Source organism: Paracoccus sp. (in: a-proteobacteria) (genome assembly GCF_035556475.1).
GTDB lineage: Bacteria > Pseudomonadota > Alphaproteobacteria > Rhodobacterales > Rhodobacteraceae > Paracoccus.
The window spans coordinates 14,716-37,107 of record NZ_DATMFA010000058.1 but is presented as its reverse complement, the minus strand read 5'-3'; the positions used below and the strand labels follow the sequence as shown (position 1 = coordinate 37,107).

22 protein-coding genes and 1 tRNA gene are annotated in these 22,392 nt (G+C 64.1%); 10 read left to right on the top strand and 13 right to left on the bottom strand.

All coding sequences use genetic code 11. The features are described 5' to 3' along the window. Window positions 1-611: 611 nt before the first annotated feature. The 10 genes from VNQ78_RS07790 to secG all read right to left on the bottom strand — a co-directional run bounded on the left by VNQ78_RS07790 (window position 612) and on the right by secG (window position 9,697). The gene (locus VNQ78_RS07790) at window positions 612-1,943 is read right to left on the bottom strand and encodes a glutamine synthetase family protein (RefSeq protein ID WP_325688387.1); all 1,332 of its coding nucleotides are present in this window, start codon (window positions 1,941-1,943) and stop codon (window positions 612-614) included. Window positions 1,944-1,946: 3 nt separating this feature from the next. Further along, window positions 1,947-2,774, bottom strand: a complete 828-nt coding sequence (locus tag VNQ78_RS07785; RefSeq protein WP_325688385.1) for an ABC transporter permease — start codon at window positions 2,772-2,774, stop codon at window positions 1,947-1,949. Further along, window positions 2,771-3,649: an ABC transporter permease gene (locus VNQ78_RS07780; protein ID WP_325688383.1), complete on the bottom strand. Its 879-nt coding sequence runs from the start codon at window positions 3,647-3,649 to the stop codon at window positions 2,771-2,773. The genes VNQ78_RS07785 and VNQ78_RS07780 overlap by 4 nt, the downstream gene beginning before the upstream one ends. Before the next feature lie 59 nt (window positions 3,650-3,708). Continuing rightward, the gene (locus tag VNQ78_RS07775) at window positions 3,709-4,437 is read right to left on the bottom strand and encodes a transporter substrate-binding domain-containing protein (RefSeq protein ID WP_325688381.1); all 729 of its coding nucleotides are present in this window, start codon (window positions 4,435-4,437) and stop codon (window positions 3,709-3,711) included. Between the two features lie 21 nt (window positions 4,438-4,458). After that, complete coding sequence (locus VNQ78_RS07770) at window positions 4,459-5,247, bottom strand: amino acid ABC transporter ATP-binding protein (protein ID WP_325688379.1); 789 nt, start codon at window positions 5,245-5,247, stop codon at window positions 4,459-4,461. 112 nt (window positions 5,248-5,359) lie between these two features. After that, entirely contained in the window at window positions 5,360-5,821 is a 462-nt protein-coding gene (locus tag VNQ78_RS07765; protein WP_325688377.1) for a TerB family tellurite resistance protein, read from the bottom strand. A 72-nt stretch (window positions 5,822-5,893) separates the two neighbouring features. Beyond that, entirely contained in the window at window positions 5,894-6,802 is a 909-nt protein-coding gene (ppk2, locus tag VNQ78_RS07760) for a polyphosphate kinase 2 (RefSeq protein WP_325688375.1), read from the bottom strand. Between the two features lie 78 nt (window positions 6,803-6,880). After that, window positions 6,881-7,330 carry a hypothetical protein gene (locus VNQ78_RS07755; RefSeq protein WP_325688373.1) on the bottom strand — a complete coding sequence of 150 codons (450 nt, stop codon included), beginning with the start codon at window positions 7,328-7,330 and terminating at the stop codon, window positions 6,881-6,883. 49 nt (window positions 7,331-7,379) lie between these two features. Beyond that, entirely contained in the window at window positions 7,380-9,023 is a 1,644-nt protein-coding gene (locus VNQ78_RS07750; RefSeq protein WP_325688371.1) for a CTP synthase, read from the bottom strand. 146 nt (window positions 9,024-9,169) lie between these two features. Then, entirely contained in the window at window positions 9,170-9,697 is a 528-nt protein-coding gene (secG, locus tag VNQ78_RS07745; RefSeq protein ID WP_325688368.1) for a preprotein translocase subunit SecG, read from the bottom strand. A 69-nt stretch (window positions 9,698-9,766) separates the two neighbouring features. Here secG and VNQ78_RS07740 point away from each other — a divergent pair, with 69 nt between their 5' ends. Continuing rightward, a complete protein-coding gene (locus VNQ78_RS07740) occupies window positions 9,767-11,203 on the top strand; it encodes a cobyric acid synthase (RefSeq protein WP_325688365.1) in 1,437 nt (478 codons plus the stop codon). On the opposite strand, the gene VNQ78_RS07735 is transcribed toward VNQ78_RS07740, so the two are convergent. The 3 genes from VNQ78_RS07735 to gltX all read right to left on the bottom strand — a co-directional run bounded on the left by VNQ78_RS07735 (window position 11,200) and on the right by gltX (window position 14,718). Next, window positions 11,200-11,853, bottom strand: coding sequence for an SDR family NAD(P)-dependent oxidoreductase (locus VNQ78_RS07735; protein ID WP_325688363.1), 654 nt, complete (start codon window positions 11,851-11,853; stop codon window positions 11,200-11,202). The two genes, VNQ78_RS07740 and VNQ78_RS07735, sit on opposite strands and share 4 nt — an antisense overlap. 111 nt (window positions 11,854-11,964) lie before the next feature. After that, window positions 11,965-13,257 (bottom strand): citrate synthase, encoded by a 1,293-nt coding sequence (gltA, locus tag VNQ78_RS07730; protein WP_325688361.1) that lies wholly within the window; start codon window positions 13,255-13,257, stop codon window positions 11,965-11,967. A 54-nt stretch (window positions 13,258-13,311) separates the two neighbouring features. Further along, window positions 13,312-14,718 (bottom strand): glutamate--tRNA ligase, encoded by a 1,407-nt coding sequence (gene gltX / locus VNQ78_RS07725; protein ID WP_325688359.1) that lies wholly within the window; start codon window positions 14,716-14,718, stop codon window positions 13,312-13,314. Between the two features lie 121 nt (window positions 14,719-14,839). Between gltX and VNQ78_RS07720 the strand changes: the two genes are divergently transcribed. From VNQ78_RS07720 to VNQ78_RS07680, 9 genes are all read left to right on the top strand, one after another. Continuing rightward, window positions 14,840-17,044 (top strand): ComEC/Rec2 family competence protein, encoded by a 2,205-nt coding sequence (locus tag VNQ78_RS07720; RefSeq protein WP_325688357.1) that lies wholly within the window; start codon window positions 14,840-14,842, stop codon window positions 17,042-17,044. 4 nt (window positions 17,045-17,048) lie between these two features. Beyond that, a complete protein-coding gene (locus VNQ78_RS07715; protein ID WP_325688356.1) occupies window positions 17,049-17,627 on the top strand; it encodes a heme NO-binding protein in 579 nt (192 codons plus the stop codon). Next, window positions 17,624-18,583: a GGDEF domain-containing protein gene (locus VNQ78_RS07710; protein ID WP_325688354.1), complete on the top strand. Its 960-nt coding sequence runs from the start codon at window positions 17,624-17,626 to the stop codon at window positions 18,581-18,583. Before VNQ78_RS07715 ends, VNQ78_RS07710 begins: the two co-directional genes overlap by 4 nt. Window positions 18,584-18,649: 66 nt before the next feature. Continuing rightward, window positions 18,650-18,722: transfer RNA gene (locus VNQ78_RS07705), tRNA-Ile, on the top strand. 92 nt (window positions 18,723-18,814) lie between these two features. Further along, entirely contained in the window at window positions 18,815-20,392 is a 1,578-nt protein-coding gene (locus VNQ78_RS07700) for an integrase (protein ID WP_325688351.1), read from the top strand. 81 nt (window positions 20,393-20,473) lie between these two features. Next, window positions 20,474-21,706, top strand: a complete 1,233-nt coding sequence (locus VNQ78_RS07695; RefSeq protein ID WP_325688349.1) for a phage portal protein — start codon at window positions 20,474-20,476, stop codon at window positions 21,704-21,706. Then, window positions 21,703-21,846, top strand: coding sequence for a hypothetical protein (locus VNQ78_RS07690; RefSeq protein ID WP_325688347.1), 144 nt, complete (start codon window positions 21,703-21,705; stop codon window positions 21,844-21,846). The genes VNQ78_RS07695 and VNQ78_RS07690 overlap by 4 nt, the downstream gene beginning before the upstream one ends. A gap of 84 nt (window positions 21,847-21,930) precedes the next feature. Next, window positions 21,931-22,065 (top strand): hypothetical protein, encoded by a 135-nt coding sequence (locus VNQ78_RS07685; protein WP_325688345.1) that lies wholly within the window; start codon window positions 21,931-21,933, stop codon window positions 22,063-22,065. Continuing rightward, window positions 22,062-22,391, top strand: a complete 330-nt coding sequence (locus tag VNQ78_RS07680; RefSeq protein ID WP_325688343.1) for a gene transfer agent family protein — start codon at window positions 22,062-22,064, stop codon at window positions 22,389-22,391. Before VNQ78_RS07685 ends, VNQ78_RS07680 begins: the two co-directional genes overlap by 4 nt. Window position 22,392 lies beyond the last annotated feature (1 nt).

Sequence of the window (22,392 nt, the reverse complement as noted above, 5' to 3'; positions counted from 1 at the left end):
GCTTCCTCACTGACCGATACAGCGAACGGAAGGAAACGGCGGCAAAGCTGGAAGCAAGGGTGAACCTGAAGACCGCAACCTGACAAGCGCGACTCTGCTGCGGCTGCAAAGTCAGAGCTACGCTGCGGAGCGGACGAATGTCACCAAAGGGCTCTGGAGCTACGTGCTGCGAGACAGAACGAGCAAGCCCTCGGTCGACGAGGACTTCCACCGCCGCGCAGGCGAGGCGGCCCTAAGCAGCCGGTCCAGCTCGCCCCGCGCTGCGTAGCGGCAGGTCGCTTTGATGATCGGGAAGTGTGACATGGGAAGTCCTTGGCTGAGCCCACCGCAAAGCGGCGGCCGAGCGTCCGGCCATGTGAATGGTGCGGAGGCTTGATTTCAGAAAGGACCCGGGTCGGTCGGGGCGTCATGAAAGCTGCTGCCGCGACCGTCAAGCAGAGTGAGGACTGAGCGGGAAAAGCGGGTCTGACGTCCCGAGAATGGCGGGGTTTTCTGTATCTTTCTGATAAACATGAAGATTCAGGAAAGCAGCCCGGCCAATGGCAGATTTATGGTTGCCAAAATGGAAGCAAACCCAGCCGAAAGGCAGTTTTATAGTGGTCGGAACAACCTCACACCGTGTCGAGATAAAGCTCAACCGTTTCTTCATCGGACAACTCCGCCATGTAATGCAGCTCCTGACGCTTGGTCATGACGAAATTCTCGATCAGATGCGCCGGAAAGATGCGCTTGATCTGCGGGCAGGCGGCGAAGGCGTCGATGGCCTCGCCCCAGGTAGCCGGCAATTGGTCCAGCCCTTGCTCATAGGCATTGCCCTGCAGGGCCGGGGGCGGCTCGACCCGGTCCTCGAGGCCGTTCAGCGCGGCACCCAGAACCGCGGCGACGGTCAGGTAGGGATTGACGTCGCCCCCCGCGACCCGGTGTTCGATCCGGCGCGCCTTGGGACCGGAGGAGGGGATGCGGATCGCAGAAGTGCGGTTCTCATAGGCCCAGCCGATCCCCGTCGGGGCATGGGCGTTCGGGACCAGCCGGTCATAGCTGTTCTCATGCGGGGCAAAGAGCAGGGTCGAGCCGGGCATGGCGGCAAGGCATCCGGCAACGGCGTGGCGCAGCCGGTCGGACCCTTCCTCACCGCCATTGTCGAAGATGTTCTTGCCCTGCTGGTCGAGGATCGAGAAATGCATGTGCATCCCCGAGCCGTTCCATTCCTCGTAGGGCTTGGCCATGAAGGAACCCGCGAAGCCATAGCGTCGCGCCAGCCCCTTGACCAGCAGCTTGAACAGCCAGGCATCATCAGCGCCCTTCAGGGGATCGGCCTGATGCATCATGTTGATCTCGAACTGGCCGGGCGCTGCCTCCGAGATCGCGGTATCGGCGGGAATGTCCATCGCCTCGCAGGCGTCATAAAGCGCGGTGAAGAAGCGGTCGAAGGCATCCAGCGCGCGCAGGGACAGGGTTTCCGCCCCGGTGCGGCGCTTGCCCGAGCGTGGGCTGGGCGGGACGCGAAGCTGGCCGCCGGAATCGTCGATCAGGAAGAATTCAAGCTCGGTCGCGACAACCGGAGTCAGGCCGGCAGCATTGTAACGCTCGACCACGCGGGCAAGGGCCTGGCGCGGATCGCCGTCATAGGGGCGCCCGTCGGGGTGAAACATCCAGAGTGGCAGCAGCCCGGTCGGCGCCTCGAGCCAGGGCATCGGCATGAAGCCGCGCTCGGTCGGGAGGAGGAGGCCGTCCGGGTCGCCGGACTGAAAGACCAGCGGGCTGTCCTCGACGTCCTCGCCCCAGATATCCATGTTGAGGACCGAGAATGGAAATTTCGTGCCTTCCGTCAATAGCTTGTCGGCAAATCTTGCGGGAATTCGCTTGCCGCGCGCCATGCCGTTCAGATCGGCGGCGGCAACGCGGATGGTCTTCACTTCGGGATGCTCGCGCAGCCAGTCCATGTATCACCTGAGAAGAATGGGTCGGTAGCGGAACTTCCGCGCCGATCCGGGCAAATGGCGGTTCAGCCGCCGGTTGACGACCCCGAAAAGCGTGATCAGCAACAGGGTCAGAAGGATGAAATATCCGGCAACGATCGGATAGGCGACGAAGGGGTTGAAGGTCTTGTCAGCGAAATAGCTGGCGTAATAGAGGCTGTCGCCCTGTTGCTGGAAGGCCGGGAAGCTGGAGAAGAAAACCAGCGTGGTCGCGTGGAAAAGAAAGATCGCCTCGTTGGTATAGGCGGGCCAGGCAAGGCGCATCGCGGTCGGCCAGAGGACGCGGCGATAGCGCGTCCAGCCGGTCATGCCATAGGCATCCGCCGCCTCAAGCTCGCCCTTGGGCAGGTTCCTGAGCGCGCCGTAGAAGATCTCGGCGGAATAGGCGGCGGTGTTCATCACCAGCACGAACAGCGCCCCCGCCCAGGCCCGCGTCATCCAGCTTGTCTGGACGGTGATCCCGAAGACGTCGATGCCCGCGCGCGGCAATTGCACCAGCGCCTCGTAGGCCACGAAGAACTGGATGAAGAGCGGGCTGCCCCGGAAGAGGAAGATGAACCATTCCGCGGGCTTGCGCAGCCAGGGCAGCCGGCTGGTCTTGGCGACGGCCAGCGCATTGGCGAGGAAGAAGCCGATGAAAAGCGCGAGAACGCCGAAATAGATGTTCCAGATCAGGCCGGAGCCGATCAGCACGAACTGCTCGCAAAGGGTGAAGTCGCTGCGCGGCAGCAACCGCTCGCCCACGCCGATGGCGCGCAATCCGTAGTCATGGATGGTCTGGAGGCACTGGTTCATATCGCGGTCTTTCGCATCGCCTCGCCGGCCATCGTGGCCTGTCCGGCCGAAAGACGGAACCGGATGCGGTCAAAGATCCGCTCGGACCCCCAGGTCATCAGCAGGTAGAAGACCAGGATCCCGAGGAAGTAATAGATCCGCCAGTCGGGATGGGGAAAGGCATAGGCCGCCGTCTTGGCCCCGCCCAGTTCGCGCGCCCAATAGACGATATCCTCGACCCCGAGGACGAAGAGCAGCGGCGTCGCCTTGATCAGGATCATCCACAGATTGGCGAGGCCGGGCAGGGCATAGGTCCACATCTGCGGGATCAGGATCCGGCGGCTGACCTGACGCGGGGACATGCCGTAAGCCTCGGCCGTTTCAAGCTGCGCCTTGGGCACGGCGTTCATCGCGCCGTAAAGCACGTTCGAGGCGAATGCTCCGAAGACGATGGCGAAGGCGATGACCGCAAGGAACAGCCCATAGGCCTGATGCACCCATTGGTCCGCGGTCGAGAGAGGCAGTTTCGCCGCCGCGCAGACCACGAAGTCATTGCCTTGCCGGATCGGCGCGCCGGGATCGCAATAGACCTTGGCGCGTAGGTATTCGAAGCCCTGATCCAGCGCGATGGGGACGAAAAGGAAGAAGATGATGTCGGGCACGCCCCGCACCATCGAGGTATAGATCCGCCCGATCCAGCGCAGGGGTGTAATGCGTGAGCGCGATGCCAGCGCGCCGCCGAAGCCGAAAAGCAGGGCGACCGGCGCCGTCACGGCCAGCAGAAGGATCACGGTGCCGAAGGAAAGGTAGAACAGCAGGTGCTTGCCCGAGGTCAGGTAGCACATGAGCCAGGCAAGCCCTTCGAGCGTCTTGGGGTCGGCGCAGGTGGAAAGCATCAGCCACTCCAGAACGGCCTGCACGGAGAATACCCGCGCAGGCCCTCATGTTTTCCAGCTTAGAACTGCACGGCGCCTTCGCCGAACCATTTCTTCAGCAGGGCGTTCAGCGTGCCGTCGTCCTTCATGGACTGGATGGCGGTGTTGAACTTTTCCTTCAGCTCGCCGTCGGATTTGCGCACGCCCATGCCGATGCCCTCGCCCAGCTCGACCGTGTCATGGCCTTCGACCCAGACCAGCTCGCCATTCGATTCGGCCAGCGCCGGGGCAAGGAAGTCCTTGTCGGCAAAGACCGCGTCGGCCTCGCCATTGCGGACGGCGGCGATCGTCTCCTCGCCGGTGGCGAATTCAAGCAGCGTCGCCCCGGTCTCGGCGACGTGGCTGGCCTGGATGGTGTTCGTCTGGGCCGCGACGATCCCGCCCTCGATATCGGCATCCGGCGTCAGGGCCATATAGGCCGAGGGCGGCGGAGGCGTATAGGGATCGGTGAAATCGATCGCCTTCTTGCGCTCATCGCTGATGTTCATGCCCGCCATGATCGTGTCATAGTTCGAGCTGACGAGGTTCGGGATGATCGAATCCCAATCGTTCTTGACCCAGGTGCATTCAAGCGAGGCGCGCTTGCAAAGCTCGTTTCCAAGCTCGATCTCGAACCCGTCGATCTTGCCCTGATCATTCACGAAGTTGTAGGGAGGGTAGGCGCCTTCGGTTGCCATCCGCACCGTCTGGGCCGCCCCGATCCCGGCGCTGAGGGCAAGGACGGCGGCGGCAAGCATCAGTTTTTTCATTTTTTCTCTCCTGTTGGCAGTTCAGTTGCTCTGCGTCGCGCTGAGGAATTGGCGCAGGCGCTCCGAGCGGGGCGAGCCGAAGACTTCGGCCGGCGTTCCCTCTTCCTCTATCCGCCCCTGATGGAGAAAGACGACATGGTCGCTGACATCTGCGGCAAGCCGCATGTCATGGGTCACGAGAAGCATGGTGCGGTGTTCGGAGGCGAGGTCCTTGATGACGCGCACGACCTCCTGCTGCAGTTCCGGGTCAAGCGCGCTGGTCGGCTCGTCCAGAAGCAGGGCCTTCGGCTCCATGCAAAGCGCGCGGGCGATCGCCGCGCGCTGCTGCTGGCCGCCGGAAAGCTGCGCGGGCCAGGCATCGGCCTTGTCGCCGATACCCACCTTGGCCAGAAGCTGGCGCGCCCGCGCCTCGACCTCGGCCGGGTTGCGCTTGAGCACATGGACCGGCGCTTCCATCACGTTCTGCAGCACGGTCATATGCGACCAGAGATTGAACTGTTGGAACACCATCGACAGATTGGTGCGCAGGCGGATCACCTGGGCGCGGTCGGTAGGCACACGCTCGGCCCCGACGCCCCGCCAGCGGACCGGCTCGCCTTCGAACAGAATCTCGCCCTGCTGGCTGTCCTCGAGCAGGTTGCAGCAGCGCAGCAGGGTGGACTTCCCCGAACCGGAGGAGCCGATCAGGCTGACCACATGTCCACGACGGGCGACCAGGTCCACGCCGCGGATCACCTCGAGCTGTCCATAGGATTTGTGGAGGTCCCGGATTTCGATGACCGGAGTGGCGGCGGCAGAGGGGGATGACATGGAAGAGGAAATCGTGACTGCGTGAGGGCTCATGCCGCAATCAGGCTTCATTTGTCCGGCGAATGCAACGCTTTCCTGTCGTTCGGCACCGTCCGCGACGCAGCGTGCCGGACTATTGACCCTGCAAGCCCAGCCCTTCCAGAACGCGCTGCCGAACCAGGGCAGAATCGCGGTCGTTGACACCCAGAAGCCCGGCGATCAGGCGAATCATGCTCTCCTCCTCGGAGGCGCGGCTGCCATCCGCATAGGCAATCTCCCACATGGCGGCAATGACGTTCTGGCGGTCCTGAACGTCGACCCTTTCCTTGATGATGCGGGTGAAGCGGACGGTGTCCGGTGCCTCGGCCTCGATCATCTCGGCTGCCGCGCGCTCCTCGGCCGCCTCGACGGGGCCGAGGCCGCGACGTCGCGCCAGAACCCCCTCGATCCGGTGCTTTTCCTCGTCGGAATAGCGGTCATCGGCGCGGGCGATGCGAACCAGCAGCGCCGCGACGGCGACCTCGGCATCATGTGACGCCAGAGAACCGGAATCAGGGGTTTCCGCGAAAAGGCGGCTCAGAAGATTGCGAAACATGGGCAGATACTAAAGCAGTCCCGGCGGGAGCTAAAGGCAATAAAGCGCCTCCCGCCGGGGACTTGCCCCATCTTAGTAGCGTTGGGGGACGTAGAGGTCGGGGGGCAGGATCTCACGCTCGTAATCGGGATTGAAGACCCGGTCGGGCAGCGTGACCTCCTCATGGGGCACGTCGGTATAGGGGATCATGCTCAGCAGATGGCTCATGCAGTTCAGCCGCGCGCGCTTCTTGTCATTGCCGGGCACGATATACCAGGGCGCCTCGTCGATATTCGTGCGCTCGAACATGTCCTCCTTGGCCTTGGTATAATCCTCCCAGCGGACGCGGGATTGCAGGTCCATCGGCGACAGCTTCCACTGCTTCAGCGGGTCGTGGATGCGCATCAGGAAGCGCATCTGCTGCTCCTCGTCGGTGATCGAGAACCAGTATTTGATCACCCGGATCCCCGAGCGCACCAGCATCCGCTCGAATTCGGGAACATCGTTGAAGAACTCCTCGACCTGCTTGTCGGTCGCGAAACCCATGACGCGCTCGACCCCGGCGCGGTTGTACCAGCTGCGGTCGAACAGCACGATCTCCCCCCCTGCAGGCAGGTGCGGGACGTAGCGCTGGAAATACCATTGCGTCTTTTCGCGATCGGACGGCGCGGGTAGAGCGACGACGCGGCAGACGCGGGGGTTCAGGCGCTGGGTGATGCGCTTGATGGCCCCGCCCTTGCCGGCGCTGTCGCGCCCCTCGAAGATGACGACCACCTTTTCCTTGTGAAAACTGACCCAGTCATGCATCCGTATCAGCTCGGCCTGCAAAGCCAGCAATTCGCGAAAATAGGTCGTGCGGTCCATCTGGTCGGGATGGGTGTCGCGATAGATGCGCGAGATTTCGCGGGACAGGACGGCATCCTCAAGCTCGATCTCGAAATCCTCGTCCAGTTCATCCTGGAGTTCGGCTTCGAGCCAATCGTTACGGACGTCATCCTGCATGGTCTTCTCCTGAATTTCCCCGCGGGTCTAGCGGGCGGATGTGACAGTTTCGTGTCCGGCGCGACGCCGACCCGAGGGTCAGAACAGGCCCGCGCAGCTGCGGATGATGCCGAAGGCGAAGCTGCCCCCTTCGGCATCGGCGACGGTGCCGCACCAGCGCCCGTCGCTCGAGAAAAGGCTCTTGCTGCCCTTGGGCTTATAGGCCACGCGCTTGCCGTCAAGATCGAAGAGATTGAGGGTGCCGGACCCGTTCGGCGCGTAATATCCGACCACCGATCCATCGCCGGTGAAGATCACCCGCTTCTCGTTCGCCGGGTTCGAGGGCGAGTTGCCATAGCTCGCCGAGGAATTGGCCGCGCTGGCCGTGGAATTGCCGGCGGCATGAGGCGAGTTCGACTGGCGCGAGGGCGCATTCTGCGGCGCCCCCGGTCCGAGGTCGAAGGGCAGCGCCGACTGCTCGATCAGGAACAGCGGCGCATCGGCCATGGCCGGACCGGCCAATAGTGCGAGAATCAGGGCAAGGCGCATCTTCGGACCAGCTTTTGTCTGGCCCGCGATGATGGCGCAGAACCGGGGATCACACCAGCCGTTCGTTCTCCATCGCCGCACGGACGAAACCGGCGAAGAGAGGGGCGGGATCGAAGGGCTTCGATTTCAGCTCCGGGTGCGACTGGACACCGATGAACCACGGATGATCCTCGTATTCCACCGCCTCGGGCAGGCGCCCGTCAGGCGACATGCCCGAGAAGCTGAGCCCGGCTTCCTCCAGCTTCTCGCGGTATTTCCCGTCGACCTCGTAGCGGTGGCGGTGACGGTCCTCAATCTCGAGCGCGCCGTCATAGACCTCCGAGATCTTGGAGCCGGGGGTCAGGACAGCGGTATAGGCGCCAAGGCGCATGGTGCCGCCCTTGTCGTCGCTCAGCTTGCGCTGGACGGTGTAATTGCCCTGCACCCATTCCTTCAGGTGATAGACGACCGGAGTGAAACGGGTCTCGCCCGCCTCGTGGTCGAATTCTTCGGAGCCGGCATCGGGCATCCCGGCAAGGTTCCGCGCCGCCTCGATCACCGCCATCTGCATGCCAAGGCAGATACCCAGATAGGGCACCTTCTTCTCGCGCGCGTATTTCGCGGCGGCGACCATGCCCTCGGTCCCGCGCTCGCCAAAGCCGCCGGGGACGATGATCCCGTTATAGCCATCCAGCAGGTGCGCGCCTTCGCCCTCCAGCTTCTCGCTGTCGACCCATTCGGTCTTGACGCGCACGCGGTTGGCCATGCCGCCATGGGTCAGCGCCTCAGCGATGGATTTATAGGCGTCCTCAAGCTGGGTGTATTTGCCGACGATGGCGACCTTGACCTGCCCTTCGGCATGGGTCAGGCGGTCCATCACATCCTCCCAGCGGGTCAGGTCGGGACGCGGCGCGGGGCTGATCTGGAAGGCGTCGAGCACGGCCTGATCGAGGCCGGCGCGATGATAGGCCAAGGGCGCCTCATAGATCGACTTCAGGTCATAGGCCGGAATGACCGCATCGGGACGGACGTTGCAGAACAGCGCGATCTTGGCGCGTTCCTTCTCGGGGATCGGCTGCTCGCTGCGGCAGACCAGAACGTCGGGCTGCAGGCCGATCGAGCGCAGTTCCTTGACCGAGTGCTGCGTGGGCTTGGTCTTGAGTTCCCCGGATGCCGCCAGATAGGGCAGCAGGGTCAGGTGCATGAAGATGCATTGCCCGCGCGGGCGCTCCTGCGCGAATTGGCGGATGGCCTCGAAGAAGGGCAGGCCCTCGATATCGCCGACCGTGCCGCCGATCTCGCAGAGCATGAAATCGACCTCGTCCTCGCCGATGGAAAGGAAGTCCTTGATCTCGTTCGTGACGTGGGGAATGACTTGGATGGTCTTGCCCAGATAGGCGCCGCGACGCTCTTTCTCCAGCACGTTGGAATAGATCCGGCCCGAGCTGACCGAGTCGGTCTTGCGGGCCGAGACGCCGGTGAAACGCTCGTAATGGCCGAGGTCGAGGTCGGTTTCCGCGCCGTCATCGGTCACGAAGACCTCGCCATGCTCGAAGGGCGACATCGTTCCGGGGTCGACGTTCAGATAGGGGTCCAGCTTGCGCAGCCGCACGGTATAGCCGCGTGCCTGAAGAAGCGCCCCCAGCGCCGCCGATGCCAGCCCTTTGCCAAGCGAAGAAACCACACCGCCGGTGATGAAGATGTAACGCGCCATCGAGGCCCCCGTGAGTTCGAAAATAGAAAATCGCGGCCCGAATCTGGCCGGCTTCACGGGACTCAACTTATAATCGAAAAGTCCCGCAGCCGCAACGGACCGCAAGTTGTCGTGGAGGGGTGCGCGATGCACCCCAATTTATGGTATCAGTTCGTCTGCGCGGGCGCAGGCGTCGCCGGGGCGTCAGCGGCCGGGGCCGCTGCCTCGGGTGCCGGTGCGCTCTCGGCGGGCGCCGCCGGGGCGGTCGCGGCCGGCGGGGTCACCGGAGAGGTCGTTGCCGCGCCGGATTCCGCGGGCGCCGCAGCGCCGCCCGGAACCGGGGGCAGGACCGGCTGGCCGGCTGCCGGGGGCGGCGCATATTCGCCGATGCCGGGCAGGGTGGTGGTCGGTTGCTGGCTGCTTTCGCTGCCGCCGAGGTTCAACTGGTCGATGATCGAGCCGCTCGAAGCATTGCGCGCCGCGATGATGGTCAGCGTCAGCGAGGTGACGAGGAAGGCCCCCGCGAGGATCCAGGTCACGCGCGAAAGCGCGTTCGCGGCCTGACGTCCGGTCATCACGCCGCCGCCACCGCCGCTGCCCATGCCAAGGCCACCGCCCTCGGACCGTTGCAGCAGCACGACCCCGATCAGCAGGACAGCAAGGATCAGATGCACGGTAAGGACGACGTTTTCCACCACGGGGCCTTTCTTTCAGCGACGGGCCTATCTAGTCACCAAGGGCGGGATTGGCAAGCGGGGGCTTTGATGCCGGGATTGATGATTCAGGGAACCGGCTCGAATGTGGGAAAATCGCTGCTGGTGGCCGGGCTTTGCCGGGCGGCGCGGCACCGCGGGATCAGCGTCGCGCCCTTCAAGCCACAGAACATGTCGAACAATGCCGCCGTCACCCCCGACGGGGGCGAAATCGGCCGCGCACAGGCTTTGCAGGCGCTTGCCGCGGGCATCCCCGCCTCGGTCGAGATGAACCCGGTCCTGCTGAAGCCCGAGAGCGAGCGAGGCGCGCAGATCATCGTCCGGGGCAGGGCAGCGACGCGAGTTTCGGCGACCGGATACGCTACCTTCAAGGCCGGGCTGCTGGAGGTGGTGTTGGAAAGCTACGCCCGGCTTTTGTCGCGTCACGACCTCGTTCTGGTCGAGGGCGCGGGAAGTCCCGCCGAGGTGAACCTGCGTGCGGGTGACATCGCGAATATGGGCTTTGCCCGCGCCGCCGATGTGCCGGTGGTGCTGGCGGGCGATATCGACCGGGGCGGGGTGATCGCCCAGCTTGTCGGCACGCAGGCCGTGATCGCGCCCGAGGATGCGGCGATGATCCGGGGCTTCATCGTCAACCGCTTTCGCGGCGATCCGCGCCTTTTCGACGATGGCCGCGATTTCATCGCCCGGCGCACCGGCTGGCCCGATCTGGGGCTGGTGCCGTGGTTCGGGCAAGCCTCTCTGCTGCCGGCCGAGGATGCGCTGGACCTGCGCCGCGCAAGTGAGGGGACGGGGCAATTTCACATCGCCTGCCCGATCCTGTCGCGCATCGCGAATTTCGACGATCTGGACCCGCTGGCGGCCGAGCCGGATATCCGCCTTACCATGGTTCCGCCCGGTCGCGCGCTTCCGGGCGACGCGGATCTGGTGATCCTGCCGGGCAGCAAGTCGACGCGCGGCGACCTTGCCTTCCTGCGCGCGCAGGGTTGGGACATTGACCTGATGGCGCATCATCGCCGGGGCGGGCGCATCCTCGGGATCTGTGGCGGCTACCAGATGCTCGGTCGTGCTATCCACGACCCCGAGGGGCATGACGGCGCGCCGGGCAGCGATGCCGGACTGGGCTTCCTCGATGTCGAGACGGTGATGGCCCCCGAAAAGCGTCTGATGCGGATCAGCGGCCGGGCGCTCGGGGTGCCGGTGGAGGGGTATGAGATCCATATGGGCCGCACCACCGGCCCGGATTGCGGCTGGCCCTTTGCCCATATCCCCGAAGCGGATGGCGCGGTCAGCGCCGATGGCCGCGTCGCGGGCACCTATCTGCACGGGCTGTTTGCGGGCGATGCCTTCCGCGCGGCCTGGCTGGGGCAGCTTGGCATCGGTTCTGCCCTTGCCTATGCCCCTGAGGTTGAGGGGGTGCTGGACGATCTCGCCCGGCACCTTGAAATCCATCTCGATCTCGACCGGCTCTTCGCGCTCGCGCGCTAGAGGATCTCGGACAGGATCCGCCGTGCCTCGGTCCGGCAGGGAGAGAGGGGCGCCCGATCCTCGCCCGGAAAGAAGCGCGCCCGCGTCCCGGTCGGCATCGGCTCGGGGCGCGCGATCACGACGCGGGGGCCAAGATTTGCGTTCTCGGCCTGCCAGCTGCGGGCCAGCGCGATCTGCGCGGCCTTGGTCGCGCCATAGCTGCCAAAGAACTTCTCTCCGGCATGGTCGTCTTCGAAGAACAGCGCGGTGCCGCTGCGGGCGCGCAGCAAAGGCTCGAAGAGGGCGATCAGGCCGCGCGTCGCCACCACGTTCAGATCGACGGATTTCTGGAAATCCTTCGCATCGACATGGCCCGCCGGCGACAGCGGCGCGGCGTGGATCGCCGTATGCGCCCAAAGGTCGAGCCCGCCCCAGCGGCCGGCAATCGCCTCGGCCATCTTCATCATCGGCTCGGGTTGGCCGACATCCATCGGGGCCAGCGTGGCGCTGCCGCCCGCCTTGCGGATGCGGTCGTCCAGCTCCTCCAGCGCGCCGGCGGTCCGCGCCACGGCAAGGATGTGCCAGCCCTGTGCGGCAAGCTCTTCGGCGAGGGCAGCGCCAAGGCCGCGCGAGGCGCCGGTGACCAGCGCGATTTTCGATGCTTCACTCATGCCCGTGGGTGTCGCATTGCCGCGCAAGCCGTTCAAGTCCCTGAATCCACCCGGATGCGAAACGGCCCCGGAGATCATCCGGGGCCGCTGCGGTATTCTCAGGCGTGACGCTCAGCGCTTGTCGAAACCGACATAGTCGCGACGTTCCGAGCCGACATAAAGCTGGCGCGGACGGCCGATCTTGTTTTGCGGATCGGCGATCATTTCCTTCCACTGCGAGATCCAGCCGACGGTGCGCGACAGCGCGAAGATCGGCGTGAACATCGAGGTCGGGAAGCCCATCGCCTCGAGGATGATGCCCGAGTAGAAATCGACGTTCGGATAGAGCTTTTTCGAGACGAAATACTCGTCCTCCAGCGCGATCCGCTCGAGTTCCTTGGCAACCTGCAGCGTCGGGTTGTTGTGGATGCCGAGCAGGTCCAGAACCTCGTCCGCCGATTCCTTCATGACCTTCGCCCGCGGGTCGAAGTTCTTGTAGACGCGGTGGCCGAAGCCCATCAGACGGAACGGATCGTTCTTGTCCTTGGCCTTCTCGATATATTCGGGAATGCGGTCGACCGAGCCAATCTCGCGCAGCATTTCCAGACAGGCCTGGTTCGCGCCGCCATGGGCCGGACCCCAGAGGCAGGCGATGCCGGCGGCGATGCAGGCGAACGGGTTCGCGCCCGAGGAGCCGGCCAGACGCACGGTCGAGGTCGAGGCGTTCTGCTCGTGATCCGCATGCAGCGTCATGATCCGGTCCATAGCTTTCGCCAGCGCCGGTTGGACGGTGTAGGTCTCGGCCGGGACCGAGAAGCACATATGCAGGAAGTTCGCGGCATAGCCGAGGTCATTCCTCGGATAGACGAAGGGCTGGCCGACCGAATATTTGTAGGCCATGGCCGCGATCGTCGGCAGCTTCGCGATCAGGCGGATCGAGGCGATCTCGCGCTGAAGCGGGTCCGAGATGTCGGTCGAGTCGTGGTAGAAGGCCGACATCGCGCCGACCACGCCCACCATGGTCGCCATCGGATGCGCGTCCCGGCGGAAGCCGCGGAAGAAGTTGTGCATCTGCTCATGCACCATCGTGTGGCGCGTGACGCGGGTGTCGAAGTCCTTCATCTGCTCGGCGGTGGGCAGTTCCCCGTAAAGCAGCAGATAGCAGACTTCGAGATAGTTCGACTTGTCGGCCAGTTGCTCGATCGGATAGCCGCGATACCACAGCTCGCCCTTGTCGCCATCGATATAGGTGATGGTCGAGTCGCAGGATGCGGTCGAGGTGAAGCCGGGGTCGTAGGTGAACACATCCGCCTGACCATAAAGCTTGCGGATATCAATTACATCCGGTCCTGCGGTCGGGCTGAGGATCGGCAGATCGACCTCTTTCCCTTCTACCAGCAGCTTCGCAGATTTGCTCTCTGCCATTCCCTGTCTCCTTTACACCTGTCTCCGGCGGACGCCGGAATGGGGCGCGGGCAATCAGCCCGCATGATCCTGCAACCGGGCCAGGGTCTCGTCCCGGCCAAGGGCCAACATCATATCGAATACGCTCGGGGTCGAACTGCGGCCTGCCAGGGCGGCACGCAGCGGCGCCGCAATCTTGCCAAGACCCAGTCCGTGCGACTCGCCAATCTGTTTGGCGGTCGCCTCGAGGTCGTCGCGGACCCAGCTAACATGCTGCAATGCGGCAGTCAATTCGGCCAGTATACCACGGGATACCGTGTCAAGTGCGGCTGCCGCCTTCTCCTCGACCTCGATCGGACGGGCGATCAGCGCGAATCGGCCCTGGTCGAGAATCGCGGGCAGCGTCTTTGCCTTTGCCTTCAGAACCGGCAGGATCGCTTCCAGCCGCGATCTCTGCAGATCGGCCAGCGCGGGCTGGCCCGTTTCCTCGAGATACGCCGCGATTTCGGCCATCAGTTCGGCATTTTCCATGCGACCGATATGATAGCCGCTGACATGCTCCAGCTTCTTGTCGTCCAGCCGGGCAGGGGCCTTGCCGATGCCGCCAAGATCGAACCATTCCAGCGCCTGCGCATCGTCGAAAAGTTCGTCATCGCCATGGCTCCAGCCGAGGCGGGCAAGGTAGTTGCGCATCGCCGAGGCCGGATAGCCCATCGCCGCGAATTCATGGAGGCCGACCGCGCCGTGGCGCTTCGACAGCTTCTTGCCGTCCTGACCGTGGATCAGCGGGATATGGGCAAAGACCGGCAGATCCCATCCCATCGCCTGATAGATCTGGCTTTGCCGCGCGGCATTGGTCAGGTGGTCGTCGCCGCGGATGATATGGGTGACGCCCATGTCGTGATCGTCCACCACGACCGCATGCATATAGGTCGGCGTCCCGTCCGAGCGCAGCAGAACCATGTCGTCAAGCTGGTCATTGCCGAAGGTCACGTCGCCCTGAACCGCGTCACGGATGACCGTCTGCCCCTCGCGCGGGGCGCGCAGGCGGATGACATAGGGCGCATCGGGATGGGTCGAGGGATCGGCGTCCCGCCAGGGCGACAGGAACAGGGTCGAGCGCCCCTCGGCCTTGGCGGCCTCGCGGAAAGCCTCGATCTCTTCCTGGGTCGAGAAGCATTTATAGGCGGTGCCATTCGCCAGCATCTCCAGCGCGACCTCGGCATGGCGGTCGCGGCGCGCGAACTGGCTGACCGGCTCTCCGTCCCAGTCGAGGCCAAGCCAGGTCAGGCCCTTCAGGATCGCCGCCGTCGCCTCGGGGGTCGATCGCGCGCGGTCCGTATCCTCGATCCTGAGCAGGAATTTGCCATTCCGGCCACGGGCGTAAAGCCAGTTGAACAGCGCGGTTCGCGCGCCGCCGATATGAAGATAGCCGGTCGGCGAGGGAGCGAAGCGCGTCACCACGGGGCGGGAATCAGTCATTGTGCTGCCAATCGTTCAAGAAACCGATGTTCGGGAGGATGCCGTTAATCCTTTTGTAAGGCGCGGCATGCCAGATCTTGGCGACAGCAATACGCAAGGCGTCGGACGAGGACAAGATTCCGTGGCAACGGGCGCGATCAACCAGACGGCGGGAAGCTTCGCGGAAGGGCCGGGCAGGGTCCGGGCGATGCTTCGCGTGCCGCATGTCCCGGCAACCGCCTCGCGCCGCGCGGGCGTTCTTCCCTGGGTGCCGCTGTGGCTCTCGCTGGGAATCTTCGGCTGGTTCAGCCTGGCCGAGGAGCCGGGGGCGTTTTTCTATATCACTTGCGCCGCTCTGGGGATCGGCGCCCTTGCCCTCTGGCAGGCGGGGCCGGGACTGGCCGGGCGCCTTGGCTGGGGCATGGTCGACAGGTTGCGCATCGCGGCGCTCGCGATGCTGTTCATCGCGCTCGGGGCGGTTCTCAGCGGGCTCAGGTCAGATCTGGTCGCGGCTCCGGTCCTCGGCTTTCGCTATTACGGCGCGGTCGAGGGGCGGGTGGTCGAGATCGACCGATCCTCACGCGACAGGATGCGTCTGACGCTGGACCGGGTCGTCCTTGACGACGTGGCGCCCGCGCGCGTCCCGAAACGGGTGCGGATCTCGCTGATCGGCGCGGAACAGCAATTGCCGGTTCCGGGTCAGCGGGTGATGCTGACCGCCCATCTTGGCCCGCCGGGGGGACCGGCTGAACCGGGCGGCTTCGATTTCCGCCGCCTCGCCTGGTTCGAGGGGCTGGGCGCGATCGGCTACGCACGTACCCCCGTCGTCACGGTCGAGCCGCCGCGCGCGGGTGGCGCGCTCGCGCTCCACCGGCTGCGGATGCGGCTCTCCGCCGCGATCCAGAACAGCATCGGCGGGCAGGCGGGCGCGGTCTCGGCCGCGCTAATGACCGGGGACCGCTCGGCCATCACCGAGGCCACGAACGATGTCATGCGCGCCTCGAACCTCTACCACATCATTTCGATCTCGGGCCTGCACATGAGCATGCTCGCGGGCTTCGTCTATGCCGCGCTGCGTCTAACCGGCGTCGCGATCCAGCGCCTTCGCGGGCAGTCGGGGGCGAGCGTGCACAAATGGGCGGCCATGGGCGCGCTGGTCGCCGCCGCGATCTATCTCTGGCTCTCGGGCAGCGACGTCGCGACCGAGCGCTCCTTCGTGATGATCGCGGTGATGCTTCTGGCGATCGTCTTCGACCGCCGGGCGATTTCGCTGCGCACGGTCGCGGTCGCCGGGGTTGTCATCCTCGCCTCGACGCCCGAGGCGCTGATGGCCCCCGGCTTCCAGATGAGCTTTGCCGCGACCGTCGGGCTGATCCTGATCCATGAGCCATGGCGCAGGATCGCCCCGCATCTGCCCTGGTGGTTGCGGCCCGTGCTGGTCCTGCTCATCTCCTCGCTGGTCGCGGGGCTGGTCACCGCCCCGATCGCCGCCGCGCATTTCGGTCGCCTCTCGCAATACGGGACGCTGGCCAATCTGCTGGTCGTCCCGGTCGCGGGAATGGTGGTCATGCCGGCTGGAGTCGTCGCCGCGTTGCTTGTGCCGCTGGGGCTGCATGACCTCGCGCTGTGGTTCATGGGGATCGGGTCGAAATGGATGCTGCTTGTCGCGACCTGGATCGCGGGCTTCGACGGGACGACCGCGCTGGTCCCGGCCCCGCCCCGCATGGTCCTGCCGCTGATGGCGCTCGGGGCCGCGATGGCGGTCCTCGCTCCGGTCGGCGCGCGCTATGGGCTTGCCGGGAACATCGCGCTGCGCCGCGTCGTCGGCCTTGGCATGGTCTGCGCGGGAATGATCCACTGGTCGCTGGCCCAGAGGCCCATGGTGCTGATCTCACCCCAGGGGGACGCGGTTGGCGTGCTGACCGGCGAGGGGCGGGTTCCCTCGAAGCCCAAGGGCGGCGCTTTCGTGGTCTCCGAATGGTTGCAGGCGGACGGCGATCCCCGCGACCAGACGGCTGCCGCGGCGAGGCCGGGGTGGGAGGGAGAAGCGCCCGTCCGAAGCCTGCGCCTTGATTTCGGCGCGGGCGGCGTTCTTCTCCATCACCTGACCGGCAAGCGCGCCGTGGGGCTTGCTCCGCCGCTTTGCCGGGATGGCGCGATCATCGTCGCGGATATCCCGCTGGGTCTTCCCGCCGCGCGGAAAGGGGATTGCACCGTCCTTGATGCTGCCGTTTTGCGCGCCACCGGCGCTGTCGCTATCACCGACCTTGACGGTGCGCCGCATCTGACCACCAGCCGCGAGCGCGCGGGAAACCGCGCCTGGACGCGGCAAGCCCCGTCGCGGTGAGGGCATGCTGCCATTGCTCGACCGATCGATCGAAGGCTTCGTGCGCGGATGCTATGGCGATCAGGCGTGGTGCGATATCCTCGCCGCCGCGAACCTCCCGCCCGAGGCGCCGCTGACCCTCAGCCTTTCACGCATGACGCGTGCGCGCCGGCTGGTGCTGATCGCCTCGCGCCGCCTTGGCAAGCTGCCCGAGGACATCCTCGAGGATCTGGGCGGCTGGCTGGTCCGGCGCGAGGCGATCCGCCGCCTCCTGCGCTTCAGCGGCCCGAGCTATGCCGAATTCGTCCTGTCGCTTGGAGAACTGCCGGCGCGGGCGGCTATGGTTCTTGACGGCATGCCCGATGTCTCGCTTGCGGTGCGGCGCAGGGGGCCCTCCGGTTTCACCATCCTTTCGCGCCGCTTCCCCGCGGGTTGGCTGCATGTGCTGGCGGGGGCGCTGCGCGGCATGGCCGACGATTACGGGACGCTGGCGCTGATCTCGATCACCGGCGATGTCATCATCCTTGGCATAGCCGACGAAACCCATGCTTCCAGCCGGCCCTTCGCCTTCGCGGCTGAAGCCTTGTCGCGGACCAGCCCGTGACGGTCTGCCGCATCGATCTTGGGGTGATGCTGCCCATGCATCTGGTCTTTACGTCCGGGGCCGCGATCATCTCGGCGGGTCGGACATTGCGCAAGCTGATCGGCGGAGCCACGCGCCTAGATGAGGCCTTCCTCTTCGAGCGGCCAGGGGGCTTCGGGACGCAAGCACCCCGGCTCGCCCGCCGTGTCGCGGGCGGAGAGCGGGTGCTCCTCCGCCTCCGCGCGCATCCGGGGATCAGCCTGAGGGGTGCGGGTTGTGCGATCGAGGAGGGGTTCCTCCTCGATCTCGGCTTCGGCATGTCGCTGGTCAGGGCGGTGCGCCTCTTCGATTTCGACGACAGCGACTTTACCGCCTCCGAACTGGCGCCCGAGATGCTGTTCCTGCATGAGGCGAACCGTGCCGCCATGGAGGAACTCGCGCGGACCAATCACCGGCTGGAGGCGGCGCGCGCCTCTGCCGCGAACCTTGCCGTGACCGATCCCCTGACCGGCCTCCTGAACCGGCGCGGGTTTCAGGACGCGCTGGCGCAGGCGCTTCGGCAGTCGCTGCCCTTCGCGTTGGCCCAGCTTGACCTCGACGACTTCAAGCTGGTGAATGACCGCCATGGTCATGCGGCTGGGGATCTGGTCCTTCAGGCCGTCGCCCGCATCCTCAGGGATGAGACGCGGGCCGCCGACCGCGTCAGCCGCACCGGCGGGGATGAATTCCAGCTGATCCTGACCGGCCGGGCGACATGTGCCGAACTGGAGGAGATCGGGCGCAGGATCACCGACAGCATCCGCCGCCCGATCCCTCATGAGGGCGCGACGCTTCGCGTCTCTGCCAGCATCGGCTTCAGCCGCTCGGCCGATCATCGCGCCTCTGATGGGGCAGGCATGATGGCGACTGCGGACGCGGCGCTTTACCGGGCAAAGGCCCGACGACGGCGCGCGGCGGCTGAACCGGGTGGGGATTAGTTGCGCCACCGACGCGCTTGCTTCTTGACGGCGGCCGCCCCTGCGGCCTAGGTCACGTCACGGTTCGGGCGTGTAGCTCAACGGTTAGAGCAGGGCGCTCATAACGCCTTGGTTGGGGGTTCGAATCCCTCCGCGCCTACCGGATCAATCCCAGAAATTGCTAGAATCCCTTTGTTTTTCTGGGGTTAGTCCGTTCTACTGTTACAAACACTGTTACAAAGTAGGTGGGCGATGGCTGGTGCGCAGAAGTATCTTTTGAACCGGGACGGCAGGTTCTTCGCCCGGCTGGTGGTGCCGAAAGACCTGCGCAAGATCGTCGGAAAGACCGAGCTTCGCGCGCCCCTCGGGCCGGATCGCAGAACCGCCATGAAGCATCTGCCGGGCGCGGTCGCGACCCTTCAACACCAGATCGCACAGGCTGAGCGGAAGGCCGCACCGGCTAATAGCGCAGCCGCGCCGATGCGCTATCCCCTCGCGCCGGATCAGATCGCGGCTAGTCACTACGCGCAGCGCCTCGCGTTTGACGACCAGATGCGCAACAGTCCGATGTATCCGGTTGCTTCCGCTATCAGCATTGATGATGGCTATGTGACGTCGCTGCGCAGCGGTGCAGCCGGGCGACTAAGCGACCGGGAGCTTGCCGAGGTTATGGGCGCGCGCATCGAGCGTTTCCGGGCCGTTGGAAACCTAGACGCTGCGCCCGGTTCTGATGAATGGCGGACCATCGCTCGTGCCCTGTGCAGCGCCGAGCTAGAGGCGCTGGCGCGCGTTGTGGAACGGGACGAAGGTAACTTCACCGGCCAGCCGTCAACGCCCTTGCTGGTGAACGCCAAGCCGCCCGAGGATGAACCCGAGCCGGTAAACTTGCGGCGGCTTCACAAGGACTACGTTACCGCGCGCGTTCGAGCGGGGTTTATGAAGGACGGCGGCAAGCGTGACAGGCCGGTGATTGAAAACCTGTGCGAGTTTCTGGGGCATTGCGACGCTCGAAAGGTGGCGAAGAAAGACCTACTCGCTTGGCGCGATCATTTGCTAACCAAGCTCGCGGCAAAGACCGTGAGCGATATTTATCTGTCTGCGGTGCGGTCTATGTTCAAATGGGCGCACGAAAACGAACACCTGCCGGATAATCCAGCGGGCACAGTTAAACAGGCCAAGCCGCGCAAGGTATATTCGCGCGAGAGAGGGTATACCGACAAAGAGGCGGTTGTGGTGCTGAAAGCGTCTAGGGCGCATATACCCCGGCCAAATCAGTTCGGCTTCATCCGTGAGACAACGCACATGACCGCCGCAAAGCGTTGGGTGCCGATCCTCTGTGCCTTCTCGGGTGCGCGGGTTTCGGAAATGTCGCAGTTGCGGAAGGAAGATGTGCGGAAGGAAGATGACCGCTATATCATTCGGATTTCACCCGATGCGGGCACGGTGAAGTCTGGCGGCTATCGCGACGTTCCTATTCATCGCCAGATCATCAAGGAAGGGTTTATTGAGTTCGTGAACGCGGCGAAACCCGGCCCGCTGTTTCACGGTGCGACGGACAGCGCGAAGTATAGCCGCGCGGCTCAAACTACATCCGATCAACTAGCGCGATGGCTCCGAAAAGAGGGGCTTACCCCGGATGAGGTGGATCAGCCCAACTATGCTTGGCGGCACCGGCTGAAAACTCAGGCTCTTGAACTAGGTCTGACGATACGGGTTGTCGACGCCATGCAAGGCCACATGGGCAGGACTGCCGGGGAGAACTACGGCGACGTGACCCTAAACGCGAAGGCGCGTGTCATCGATCAATTGCCAGACTACAAACTTGAATGAATTTCATAACAACATGAGCGCTTGTAATAACTTCTGGTAGTGCTACATTGTAACGCATAGGAAGTTGTTGCGAGTATCACGTTGCCCAGTATCACCCAGCGCCTTGCCCGCGAAATCGGGCAAGGCGTCACAGAATCCAAAGCCTTCACGCTGACCAGCCCCGAGGCCTACGGCTTGTTTGCAGGCGTGCCGGTGCGATCCGGCGTCACCGTCACCAGTAGCACCGCCCTGCGCGTTCCTGCCGTCGCCGCCGCTATCGGGTTTATATCCGAAAGCTGCGCAATCATGCCCTTCAAACCGCATGATGAAGTATCAAAGGAAGTTCTGCGGCAACACCCGGCATTCAAAATTGTTCGCAAAAGATCGAACCCTTGGACCAGCGCCGGGAAGCTGCGAGGGCAACTGACCCGCGATGCCCTGCTGTGCGGTCATGGCTTTGCGCAGGTGGTGCGCAACGGCGAAGGTAAGCCCCTCGAACTTCACCGCCTCGACCCCGCCGCCGTTTCGGTTGAAACCGATGATTACGACGAGCCGTCCTATCGCATCCGCCTAAAAGGTGGCGGTGATACCGTGCTGCCTTATACCGATGTGCTGCATATCAGCACTTTGGACGGCGTTTCCCCGATCACCCACGCCAAGGAGGCCATTGGCCTTGCTCTGGCTGCGGAGCAACATCTTGCCAACTGGTTCGGGCGTGCTGGCCGTCCCAGCGGCTATCTAGCGACCACCGAAAAAGTAAGTGGTGATAAGGGCACTGCTGAACTCGAAAAAATGATCAAGCGGTGGAATGACGTCCATGCTGGCGAAAATTCTGGTCGCACCGCCATTCTGGATCGGGGATTCCAATACTACCCGCTCTCCACGAGCAACACGGATGCGGAATTTTACAATAATCGAATCGAGCAAATCCGCGAGATCGCGCGCGCCTTCCGCATTCCAGTAACAATGCTTTGGGAATTGAGCCATGGCACTATGGCAAATACTGAACAGCTTGCACTGCAGTTCATGCAGTGGAGTATTAAACCGTGGCTGGATCGGTGGAAGGATGCATATGCGCAGGTTCTGCTATCGCCGGAGGATTCCGACGAAATCGAAATAGAGTATGAACCGAAAGTGATGCTTTCGGTGGACTTCGCCGCGCAAGCTACTGCCTATTCCCAGTTTGTCGCAATGCGGGCCTATACGCCTAACGATGTTCGTTCTGGTATGAATATGCCGCCGCTACCCGGCGGTAATGATCTTATAAATCCCTTCACCACCTCGGACGGCGGCGCGACCGCGCCCGAACCCCAAGCTAATGAGACAGAAGAATGAAACCCGACCAGAAGAAATCATTTCTCGAATTGCTGAGCGAGGACAAGGATACCTTTGATCGCGTGATCAGCCTTGTTCGCTCCAAGGTAATCGCGCCGCGCGAGGTCCGCACGCTGTTCAATCTGGATGGTGATGCATGAGGGAGAACCTGAAACCGTGGCAGGAAGCTGTTGTGCGCGTGCTTCTCGGTCCGACCGCGCCCGCACTGATCAAGGAAAACCCCGATGAATGATGAACCGAATGATCTGGTGATCATGCTGGCGGCGATGCAAACTGTCCTGGCACTTGTCAATGCCGGTATCCTGACCGCCGCCGAAGTGCGCGCCATGATTGAGCTGCCTGTCGCTGGTGACGCATGAGCATCACCGCCACCGCGTTCTTTGGCGACAAGGAACGCCCGTTCACCCTGACCGACGAACTGGTCATGGAACTGGAAACCATTACCGGCACCGGCATCGGCACCCTGTTCCAGCGCCTTGTCGGTCAATCCTTCAAGCTGGCCGATCTGTCCGAGGTTATCCGCCTCGGGCTGATCGGCGGTGGCACCAACCCCGAGGAAGCCGCCCGGCTGGTCAACAGCTACGCCCGCAACCGCCCCATTGCCGAGGTGCGACCGCTGGCAACTGCGATCCTTGCTTGCAGGTGGTTGGGCACAGAAGCCGCATTGAAAGCCGAGGAGGAGTAAC